Raw genomic sequence first — 10,599 nt, 5'->3', positions numbered from 1 at the left:
ACTGATGATTAAGCTGCTCCTCCTTCATAGTTCCTTAAAGATCATAGAAATCGATTCCTGGGAATGTGTTTCACTGGGTTCTTCAATAAGTGCACAACCAGTATTTCTATGCCAGTAACTATAATTTAATCTGTGGCATAAAATAAGATTTAAATATTTTAATAGTTTTATTTTAATATGGAACATAAGGAAATTCATGCACCGCATGGCAATAAACTGAACACAAAGGGATGGTCCCAGGAAGGGGCACTTAGACTGATAATGAATAACCTCGATCCAATGGTTGCCAAGGATCCTGCAAATCTTATAGTATATGGTGGAAAGGGAAAGGCAGCAAGAAACTGGGAAGCCTATGACAAGATTATAGAATCGCTGAAATCACTTGAAAATGATGAGACCCTGCTTGTCCAGTCCGGGAAGCCTGTTGGAATATTCAGAACCACAAAGGAAGCACCTAGAGTTCTTATAGTTAATGCACAGATAGTTCCACACTGGGCAACCGATGATATATTCTGGGACCTCGAGGCAAGAGGATTGACCATGTTCGGGCAGATGACTGCCGGATCCTGGGTTTACATAGGAACTCAGGGTGTACTCCAGGGAACATATGAAACACTGTATGCCCTTGCAAAGAAGGTTTATCACAGAGACAATCTGAATGGAAAATGGTTTCTCTCCGCAGGTCTGGGAGAAATGGGCGGTGCACAGCCACTGGCAGCCAAAATGAACGGTTGTACCAGCATTATTGTTGAAGTGGATATGGAGAAAATAAATAGAAGGCTCAGGGACAAGTATCTGGATACATACACCAAAAATATTGATGAGGCAATTAAAATCAAGGATGAGGCAATTAAATCTGGAAAGCCCACATCCATTGCTGTTCTTGGAAACGCAGCAACGGTTTATCAGGAATTGCAGGATAAGGGTATAATCCCTGATATTGTTTCAGATCAGACAGCTGCCCATGATATAAACCTTGGATATGTCCCTGAGGGCTACACTATAGATAATTTCCAGAAGTTCAGGGAAGAAAATCCAAATGAATTCAAGAAGAAGGTTTATGAAACAATAGTAAAGCAGGTAAAATCTATGCTTTATTTTCAGTCCAGGGGTGCTTCAGTCTTCGATTATGGAAATGATATAAGGACAAGGGCAAAGGAAGGTGGACTGGAAAATGCCTTTGATATTCTTGGATATGTGCCCGCATATATAAGGGATTTATTTGCCATTGGTTCAGGACCATTCAGATGGCTGGCACTTTCTGGTAATCCGGAGGATATAAGGAAAATTGATGATGCCATACTGAAAAATATGAATGATAAGCACCTTACGGACTGGATAAAACTGGCAGGAGAATACGTACATTTCCAGGGACTGCCAGCAAGGATATGCTACGCATCCTATGGAGAAAGGGAAAAAATAGGGCTGATGATAAATGACATGGTACGGAATGGAGAGCTTGAGGCGCCTGTTGCCATAGGCAGAGACCACCATGATACTGGATCAGTGGCGTCTCCATACAGAGAAACAGAAGCCATGAAAGACGGAAGCGATGCAATAGCAGACTGGCCCATACTCAATGCGCTGCTCAACGCTGTTTCCGGTGCCTCCTGGGTGTCCGTTCACCATGGAGGTGGAACAGGAATAGGCAATGCCATACATGCCGGTTTTGTTATAGTTGCTGATGGAACAGAGGATGCTGCTGAGAGAATAAAACGTGTACTGAATGCAGACCCGGGAATAGGAGTCATAAGGCATGCAGATGCGGGTTATGAATCATCCAGAGAGATAATAAAAAAAGGACCTAAATTCAAGAGCCCATATTTCAGCAAATAATATTTTTTATTCCAATTTTATATTTTTTGTTTCAGGAGGGTGTGGGACGTAATTATTTTTTACCCTTTTCCTGAATTGTTCCGGGATTTTTTGTGATTATCACATAAACCCTACGTCCAATATACCTTCTTGGGACATCCGCTTTTCCTGATGTTCCTATGGGTGTTACCGTGCGCTCTAGAAACCCCTCAATCTCATTTTCGGTCAGTATAAGTTTTCCATTATCCACTTCAAGTCTTCTTACCATGTATATGGATATCTATAGATAACTATTTAACCTTTTGTTACATTACCATTTATGTCAAGAATCGTATCCGGGGACATTAAGGATAAACTGCATGAACTTGACAGCATCCTATCAAAGAAATATGTACTTGAACACCCTAAAAAGGAAAGGGACTGGAGAACCTACGAGCAAGAATTTGCACAGAGAATCAAGATGGCGATGGAGGATCTTGATCCATTGATAAATGAAGCTGTTTCAATGATACGGATAGTTCCAAGAGCTGGACATCCACATTCTCTCACCCTGGAACAGAGGGTCAAGCTGTTGATGATCAAGCAGCTTGTGGGTGAATCAAACAGGATGTTTGCAAACATGCTTGCCATATTCTCCATGTTATCAGGAATAGATGTATCATACAAAACCATAGAAAGACTATATTCAGATGAGGAGGTCATAATTGCAGTACACAACCTGCATGTACTCATACTGGGGAAAAAGGATATTACGAATTCCAGTGCAACAGGTGATGGTACAGGTTATTCCCTTACTGTGAAGAAGAACTATGAATCATATGCACAGAAGCTTAAGGATCTTGCCAAGGAGAATCCTAAAACCACTGGGGAAAAGGATGGAAAGAAATCAAAGTCACATAAGAAAAGATTGTTTGCATATTCATTTGCCATAATGGACCTTAAATCAAGGATGTACATTGCCTTCGGTTCATCAATGAAATCTGAGAGGAGTGCTTATGACAGAGCAATGGATCTTCTTTCCTCAATAGGTATAGAAATGGATTCCATACGACTGGACAGGTATTACTCCTCTCCATCATACATGGATAAACTTGGGGAAACAAAGGTATTCGTAATACCGAAGAAGAATTCCACACTGAATGGATCTCTGAAATGGAAAAAAACAATGAAAGATTTTATTGAGAATACCATGCCATACCTGGAAGAGTACCATCAGAGAAGCAATTCAGAATCTGGATTTGCTGCAGACAAGAAGATGCTTGGATGGAATGTAGCACAGAGAAGGGATGACAGAATAGATAATGCACTATTCTGCACCGGCGTGTGGCACAACCTGTTCAATATGGGTAGATTTTAGAATAGTGTCCCACACTCGTTTCAGGAAGCAATAATGTCAGCAATATGGCAATAACCATTATAACGGCAAGAAATGTATAGGCATTGAAGTAATTTTTTCCATGTATTAGCAAGGCCATGGCTATTACACCCATAACAGCACCTATCTTGCCCATCATGGAAGAAAATCCATATGATGTTCCCCTGAACCGTGTAATTGTAACTTCAGCAGGGAATATTCCAACAGTTGCCCCTCCAAAGGAATTGAAAAGCTCCAGAAAAGATACAATTACTATAATGCCGGCAAGAAAATAGAAATGTGGAAGAATGAGGAATAATATAGCCATAAAAAGAAAACCGGTGATTTGAATTCCCTTTCTTCCAAATTTATCAACCTTTATCATAACAAAAATACCAAATATTATGCCTATTACAAGAAAGAATGAGGTTAGAAGTGCATTGTCAACATTTGTAACAAAATGGCCAAGTTTCAGTATGGTTGGAAGCGTCAGTGCAAGGCCGTATGCAACTATATCATAGAGAAACCAGACCATTGCAGCTATGACTATATTCTTATAATATTTTTTAGAAAACATTTCAAGGAAACCTGTTTTTTCCTTTTTCTCTTCCCACATTTTTGATTCTGGCAGTGCAAATCTATACAGCTCTACAATTATTGCCGGTATTACTGCAAGTCCCAGCATTAAGCGCCAGCCTATATTTCCGAAGGGAAACATAAAAACTGCAACTATTGCACTGCTTATGGCTCCTATGCTGAAAAATACATTTACCAGAGCCAGGTAATATCCCCTCTTATTATCTGGGGTTACCTCAGCAATGTATGAACTGGCCACAGGATATTCTGCACCGATGACAACCCCCAGCAAAACCCGGGAAATGAAAAGCATATAAAAATTAACTGAAAATACAGAAATCATATCAAAAATAATGAAAAACAACAGGGTTGAAATATATACTCTGCGCCGACCTATAAGATCACTGATATACCCGACTAAAATGGTGCCTATAATTGCCCCTATTATTACCGATGCTATAAGTAGCCCATATTCTAGTGAATAATTACTGAGATGTATATAATTGGGTATTAAAAGCACGGCAAAGGCTATAACCGTTAGTTCATAACCATCCAGAAACATTCCAAAAGCTGACAGAACGACAATTTTATTTACACTGGCGCTTTTTTCCATTATTGCCTAAACATATCAAGGTAATTAAATTATCTAATCATAAATGGATAGATAGGAAACACCATGCCCAAGGAAGAGTGGGTGCTGGAAATATATATTCTATGGATGGCATAATGATCAAATATACAGAGTGATATTTTTGCCGGATAAAAATATATATAACATTAAAATAAGGCGGGTATGGAAAAAATAGGCGTTATAGGTGCCGGTATAACGGGACTGTTTTCTGCACTAAATCTTGCACTTGATGGATATGATGTGACGCTTTTTGACAGGGAATATATTCTTTCTGGTACATCCGGAAAATTCCACGGCATGCTTCACAGCGGTTCCAGGTATTCGGTAAATGACAATGAATCTGCCAGGGAATGCATAAGGGAAAATACACTGCTTTCAAATACTGCTTCATCGTTTATCAAGAATACTGGAGGATATTACCTGGCGCTAAATGATGATGAAGCGGAATACGGTGACCTTCTTTTACAAAAAAATAAGGAGAATGGCATTCCTACCAAGGAACTGGATGTAAAGGAAATGCTTAAAATAGAACCGAATGTCAACGGTAAGATTGTAAGGGCTTTTCATGTTCCTGATAAAGTAATATACGCACATCCATTCGCTGCTGCCGTTGCAGTGGAAGCAAAGATGCTGGGTGCACATCTAAAATTCAAGTCTGAGGTTCTGGGAGCCAGAATAAATGGAAGATCTGTGGAATCCATAAAATACCGTTCAAGGAATAAAACGGTAGATGAAAAATTTGATTATATAATAAATACCACCGGACCATGGTCAGGACACCTTCTCAAATCATTCGGCGTGGGAGATTTTGAGGTTATGCCCACACTGGGCTATATGGCATCATATGATTATTTATTTTCTAACGCCATCCTTAACAGAATGAGGGAACCATCTGATGGAGATATACTTCTTCCATATGGTACCATGTCCGTTGCAGGCACAGTTGCAATAATATCAGATGATGTGGAGAACAATGAAATTGATCCCGAGGACCTTGACACAATGTTGTCAGAAGTTTCTGAAATGGTTCCATCACTTTCCAGGCATACATATAAAAAACTGTACAGTTCCATGAGGCCACTCATAAGGGAAGATTATTCAAGGGCCACCAGAGATTTCAAAATATACAGAAATATGGACAATGTATTCAGTATAATCGGTGGTAAATTCACAACATCGAGACTTATGGGCGAGGCAGTTTCAAAAAGGGTTTGTGAGCTTACAGGAACGGCTCACAGGATACATCAAAAATTATCCTTAACGAAACATTTGACAGATTCATAGAAAAATATAAACATAGCATAAATTCAACGTTTATGAATTACATAAGCTCATACGGAAACAGCATGGACTATGGTTATTTAAACCAGCTTGAGAGTGCCTTTATTTTTAATGAAGCCATAAGGTTTGGTGATTAAATGGAATTCAGCGGCAAAATAACAATAGCCACCAGAAAAGAAAATGTTGCGAAGTTTTTCTCCAGCATTGATAATATAGCTCCATGCCTCCCTGGTGTATATGATTTCCAGAATAATGGAAATGAGATACAGTGCAAACTTAAACTGGACATATCTGCAGCCAAAATCTCTGCAATGAACACCGTAACTGGAAAAATGTCATTTTCCTACAGTGCAGGCACGGATTCACTGAATATAAATGGAAGCGGAAGAATTGCCGGTTCAAAGGTAAAATTTACTATTGGCATATCCTATGAGGCTTCCGGTGAGGAAACCACACTTGACTGGAAAAGCTCCTTCGATTTCGGTTTAATAGTAAAGATAATGGGCAGAAACAATGTGGATGAGATATCACGGCAGAACATAGATAAAACAATGGAGTGCATAACAGGCAAATTGAATCTGCAATAAAATTTTATTACAATTAATATTAATTTATACATTATAATAATAAATATTATGCAATATACGAATAACATTATATTTTAATCGATAAATATTTAATAATGCAAAGATATTAATGTCGCATGATCACATTCATTTACGATTCAATAGCCTGGGAGGAAAAGGAGATAATAAAGAAACTTCAGGCAGAGGGTATAAAATTGAATCTGGTAAATGCAAAGGACAATGCACTCAAACTCACAGAAAAACTTAATTTCAACGGTCCCGCATTCATCAGATGCATGAGTGCTAGAAGATCTCTTTACTATTCCTATATACTTGAGTCACATGGGATAATTACCATTAATTCCTATAATACATTCAACATAGCAGGAAATAAGATATTTACCACATCATATCTATATAAAAATGGTATTAGAACCCCCGATACTGTGGTGTCTTTTTCACATGACAATGCCCTGGCATCTGCCACAGAAATGGGATATCCACTGGTTTTTAAGCCTGCAAGTGGAAGCTGGGGGAGGATGATCTCTTTACTGGAAAATGAAAATATTGCCGAAACAGTGTTTTCAATGAACGATATGGTAAGCGAGAATTCTTACTATCTCCAAAGATATGTAAAGAGGCCACCAAGGGATATAAGGGCAATAGTTGTGGGAAACAGAATATCCGCAACAATATACAGGTATTCCGGAGATGGATGGAAGACTAATCTGGCACTGGGTGGAAAGGTTGAAAAAGCAGAACTGCCGGAGGATGAAATGGAGATTCTTATTAAAACTTCAGAATTATTTGATCCAGGAATAATAGGGATTGATGCCATGGAAACAGATGGGGGGCTTGTGGTGCATGAGGTTAATTCCAGGGTTGAATTCAAAGGTGCTTCAAAGGTATATGGAAATAAGATAATCAATGATATTGTTGAATTTCTGAAAGAACTGGATTAAGTTTAATAATCAAATAAAAATATCAATTTATGGATGATATATATCTTGACAAGAACGAAAATCCATTCAATGTCCCCGAAAAAGTCAGGAAGGAATTTATAAATTATGTAAAAACTGCAAATTTCAACAGGTACCCTGAAAAATGGTTACCTTCACTGACTAAAAAACTGGCGGGGCTTACAGGATTCGACATTGATAATATTATAGTCACAAATGGCAGTGATGAACTTCTTGATATGTTAATTAAACATGCCGCCGGTGATATGGTGATAAGTTCACCAACCTTTGAGATGTACTCATTCTACGCCAGAAATTATGGGTACAATGTAATAGATGTTCCACTACGCAGTGATTTCTCACTTGATGTGGATGGAATACTTAAGCAAAAGGATGCGAAACTTGTGGTAATATGCTCACCAAACAACCCCTCAGGGAATCTTATGGACAGAGAAAGCATAAAAAAGGTTCTGGATTCGGGCGTAACAACAATACTGGACAACGCCTATTACGAATTCTCCGGTGAGGATTATACGGATCTGCTGGCAAAATATAAGAATCTCATAATACTCAGGACATTATCAAAGGCGTTCAGCCTTGCAGGAATGAGAATAGGTTATGGAATAGCCGACAGCGGGTTCATATCTGAACTTAAAAAGCTGCAGGCACCCTTTTACATGAACATACTTTCGGCCCGAATGGCAGAAATCATGATAGACAACTACGATCTTATTGGTGAAAAGATCAGATATATTATAAATGAGCGTGAGCGTGTTTACAGTGAAATAAAAGATATAGCTTATCCCAGCAGTGCAAATTTCCTTCTTATAAAAAAGGATATTTATGATTACATGGAGGAAAAGGGAATACACATAAGAAAACTGCCACTTGTTAAGGACAGGTCGAGATTGACCATAGGTACAAAGGAAGAAAATGACAGGGCCATTGAAGCAATTCATGAGTACATAGAAAAAATATTTTGAGTTATATTTTTCCTGCTTTAAAGTCCAAAATATTTTTATTTTCAATATCCGACATCAGATAGTGGTTAATAGTATCAACAATAGCATCTCTGGGTACCATTCCAATAAATTCTGATTTTACAATGGATATGCCATAACCAGCTGCTTCGGATCTCACGGCCTCAAATATGCGATATATAGGATTTTTCCTGTAATTTACTATATTCATGGATATCTGCACAAGATTTTTTCCCGGCATCCTGAATGCAAGGGACTTCACATATGCAAATCCACCATCCCTTGCCCTTATGGCTGAGGCTATTTTCCTTCCTGCCTGTATATCATCACTATTAAGGTAAATATTGTAGGCAATCAGTAAATCTCTGGCACCTATTATTGTTGCACCGGCTTTTCCGATTTTGGACGGACCGTAATCAGGTACATAATCCCCCTTTCCAATGGCCTTTCTGAGTTCCTCTATCTGAAATTTTTTATTCCTGATATTCTCAAGGTTTTTTCTCTTAGGGTCAAGTGCGGAATTGGCATACATAAATACCGGTATTTTCAGTTCATTCCCAACTTTTTTCCCTATCTCATGTGAAAGTTTTACACAATCCTCCATGGAAGTATCTTCCAGCGGCACAAGGGGCATTACATCAGTAGACCCGAAACGTGGATGTAAACCCTTCTGTACATCCATATCCATATTTTCAGCTGCAGTTTTGATCAGATCAAATGCAAGGTCAACCACATCATTAATGGGACATACAGCAGTAATGACACTCCTGTTGTGGTCATAGTCCATTTCAGAGTCAAGTAATTTAGCACTGGGAATTGATTCTACACATTTCTCCAACAAACCAACCACATCCTTATCCTGTCCGTTACTGAAGTTGGGCACCAGTTCCACAAGTTTCATAGTGTTTAATTATAGAAATGGATATTAAATTATGCAAATTATTTCATTCACAGGCTAAAACATTATGAATAGACCATTGACTGGTTTAGAAAATACCAGGTTCAATTATTAATGGCAAATCCAGATCTGTCCTTTATAAATTTGAGAAATTCCTCACTGTCCAGCAATTTAGTGATTTCAACTATATCTCTGGTGGATGACCTGTCTGATTCAAGAGGTTTCACTATTAACCTTATCCTATTGTATATTTCCAGGGTTGCATGTGATGGTTCATGCTTTCTGAATTCAAGTGACTGGGATCCAAGTAAGTATTCTATAGCTATTATGGATTTCACATTTTTGTTTATTTCCGCCAGTTTCAATGCCGCATTTGTTCCCATGCTCACATGGTCTTCCTGGTTGGCAGATGTTGGTATAGTGTCTGCTGAGTTTGGATGCACCAGTGTTTTGTTTACATTGCACAGGGCAGCGGCAGTATACTGGGGTATCATATATCCCGAATTTAATCCATAGTCCTTTACAAGGAACGGTGGCAGACCGCTTAAGTTCGTGTCCACAATCCTGGCTAACCTGCGTTCTATCATATTTCCAAAATCAGTCATTGCAATTGCTACAAAATCTGAAACCATGGCAACTGGCTCGCCGTGGAAATTTCCGGTAGATATATATTCGTCACCCATCAACAGTGGATTATCGGTGGCCGAGTTTATTTCTGTTGTTAGAACCTTTCTGGAATACTCCAGTGTATCCCATACTGCACCGTAAACCTGAGGCGCACATCTCAATGAATATGCATCCTGTACCTTTTCACTGTTGGCATTTTCCACTATCCTGCTCCCGTGAAGCATAGTTCTGAAAGCCCTTCCAATGGCCTGCTGCCCCTCGTGGGGTCTCGAGGCCAGTGCCCATTCTGTGAAAGCCTTATCTGTTCCTGAAAGACCCTCAAATGATAATACAAATGATCCAAGAGCGCCAGAGACAAGATTCTCTGATCTTTTAATCTCAAGAGCCAGTATTCCACATATTACTGATGTACCATTAATCAGTGCAACCCCTTCCTTTTCAGCGAAACTGTATGGTTTTTTCCCAAGTGCCTTGAATACTGGAGCAGCGTTCTGGATTTTCCCCTTATAGAAAACATCGCCTTCACCCATCATTGCGAGCCCGATATGTGCAAGTGGAGCCAGATCACCACTGGCTCCTACTGAGCCGTACCGTGGAACTACCGGTATTATGTTCTCGTTTATCATGAAAAGTAGGAATCTGATCATATCCTCTGAGACACCTGAATAGCCCTTTACAAGTGTGTTTGCCCTTACGAGCATAACAGATTTTACCGTTTCAATATCCAGTGGTTCACCTATTCCTGAAGAGTGGCTTCTTATGAGGTTAATCTGAAGCTGCACTCTGTTTTTGCTGTCTACATTTATATTCAGAAGTGATCCAAAACCGGTGTTCACTCCATATACTGCCTTACCTGATTCAAGAATTTTCATTAATGATTTTTTGGAATTCCTTATCTGATGATATGCAGAT

10 protein-coding genes are annotated in these 10,599 nt (G+C 39.1%); 6 read left to right on the top strand and 4 right to left on the bottom strand.

What is annotated here, in order from left to right; translation table 11 throughout:
* The first annotated feature begins 177 nt into the window (after nt 1-177).
* Nucleotides 178-1,836 (top strand): urocanate hydratase, encoded by a 1,659-nt coding sequence (gene hutU, locus AMDU4_RS11310; protein ID WP_021788106.1) that lies wholly within the window; start codon nt 178-180, stop codon nt 1,834-1,836.
* 52 nt (nt 1,837-1,888) lie between these two features.
* On the opposite strand, the gene AMDU4_RS11305 is transcribed toward hutU, so the two are convergent.
* Nucleotides 1,889-2,083, bottom strand: coding sequence for a DUF2080 family transposase-associated protein (locus tag AMDU4_RS11305; protein ID WP_021788105.1), 195 nt, complete (start codon nt 2,081-2,083; stop codon nt 1,889-1,891).
* Nucleotides 2,084-2,134: 51 nt separating this feature from the next.
* On the opposite strand from AMDU4_RS11305, the gene AMDU4_RS11300 reads away from it, so the two are divergent.
* Nucleotides 2,135-3,172: a transposase gene (locus tag AMDU4_RS11300; RefSeq protein ID WP_021788104.1), complete on the top strand. Its 1,038-nt coding sequence runs from the start codon at nt 2,135-2,137 to the stop codon at nt 3,170-3,172.
* On the opposite strand, the gene AMDU4_RS11295 is transcribed toward AMDU4_RS11300, so the two are convergent.
* A complete protein-coding gene (locus tag AMDU4_RS11295; protein WP_021788103.1) occupies nt 3,153-4,358 on the bottom strand; it encodes an MFS transporter in 1,206 nt (401 codons plus the stop codon). The genes AMDU4_RS11300 and AMDU4_RS11295 overlap by 20 nt on opposite strands.
* A 180-nt stretch (nt 4,359-4,538) precedes the next feature.
* Between AMDU4_RS11295 and AMDU4_RS11290 the strand changes: the two genes are divergently transcribed.
* The 4 genes from AMDU4_RS11290 (at nt 4,539) to hisC (ending at nt 8,165) form a co-directional block, all read left to right on the top strand.
* Nucleotides 4,539-5,660 carry an FAD-dependent oxidoreductase gene (locus AMDU4_RS11290; protein ID WP_021788102.1) on the top strand — a complete coding sequence of 374 codons (1,122 nt, stop codon included), beginning with the start codon at nt 4,539-4,541 and terminating at the stop codon, nt 5,658-5,660.
* Between the two features lie 134 nt (nt 5,661-5,794).
* Nucleotides 5,795-6,244: a CoxG family protein gene (locus tag AMDU4_RS11285; protein ID WP_021788100.1), complete on the top strand. Its 450-nt coding sequence runs from the start codon at nt 5,795-5,797 to the stop codon at nt 6,242-6,244.
* A 116-nt stretch (nt 6,245-6,360) separates the two neighbouring features.
* Nucleotides 6,361-7,185 (top strand): RimK family alpha-L-glutamate ligase, encoded by an 825-nt coding sequence (locus tag AMDU4_RS11280; protein WP_021788099.1) that lies wholly within the window; start codon nt 6,361-6,363, stop codon nt 7,183-7,185.
* A gap of 29 nt (nt 7,186-7,214) precedes the next feature.
* Entirely contained in the window at nt 7,215-8,165 is a 951-nt protein-coding gene (gene hisC / locus AMDU4_RS11275) for a histidinol-phosphate transaminase (RefSeq protein WP_021788098.1), read from the top strand.
* 1 nt (nt 8,166) lies between these two features.
* On the opposite strand, the gene ftcD is transcribed toward hisC, so the two are convergent.
* Both ftcD and hutH read right to left on the bottom strand, forming a co-directional pair.
* Nucleotides 8,167-9,063 (bottom strand): glutamate formimidoyltransferase, encoded by an 897-nt coding sequence (gene ftcD / locus AMDU4_RS11270; protein WP_021788097.1) that lies wholly within the window; start codon nt 9,061-9,063, stop codon nt 8,167-8,169.
* A gap of 101 nt (nt 9,064-9,164) precedes the next feature.
* Nucleotides 9,165-10,599 (bottom strand): histidine ammonia-lyase (gene hutH, locus AMDU4_RS11265; protein ID WP_290705182.1); only part of this gene is annotated, 1,435 nt, incomplete at its 5' end.

Source organism: Ferroplasma sp. Type II, assembly GCF_000496155.1.
This window is presented reverse-complemented; position numbering and strand designations above follow the sequence as displayed.

What these genes read in the sequence shown, in the direction of transcription:
- hutU (WP_021788106.1), top strand. Translation starts at nt 178, where the DNA reads ATGGAACATAAGGAAATTCATGCACCGCATGGCAATAAACTGAACACA.
- AMDU4_RS11295 (WP_021788103.1), bottom strand. Translation starts at nt 4,358, where the DNA reads ATGGAAAAAAGCGCCAGTGTAAATAAAATTGTCGTTCTGTCAGCTTTT.
- AMDU4_RS11300 (WP_021788104.1), top strand. Translation starts at nt 2,135, where the DNA reads ATGTCAAGAATCGTATCCGGGGACATTAAGGATAAACTGCATGAACTT.
- AMDU4_RS11285 (WP_021788100.1), top strand. Translation starts at nt 5,795, where the DNA reads ATGGAATTCAGCGGCAAAATAACAATAGCCACCAGAAAAGAAAATGTT.
- AMDU4_RS11305 (WP_021788105.1), bottom strand. Translation starts at nt 2,083, where the DNA reads ATGGTAAGAAGACTTGAAGTGGATAATGGAAAACTTATACTGACCGAA.
- ftcD (WP_021788097.1), bottom strand. Translation starts at nt 9,063, where the DNA reads ATGAAACTTGTGGAACTGGTGCCCAACTTCAGTAACGGACAGGATAAG.
- hisC (WP_021788098.1), top strand. Translation starts at nt 7,215, where the DNA reads ATGGATGATATATATCTTGACAAGAACGAAAATCCATTCAATGTCCCC.
- AMDU4_RS11280 (WP_021788099.1), top strand. Translation starts at nt 6,361, where the DNA reads ATGATCACATTCATTTACGATTCAATAGCCTGGGAGGAAAAGGAGATA.
- AMDU4_RS11290 (WP_021788102.1), top strand. Translation starts at nt 4,539, where the DNA reads ATGGAAAAAATAGGCGTTATAGGTGCCGGTATAACGGGACTGTTTTCT.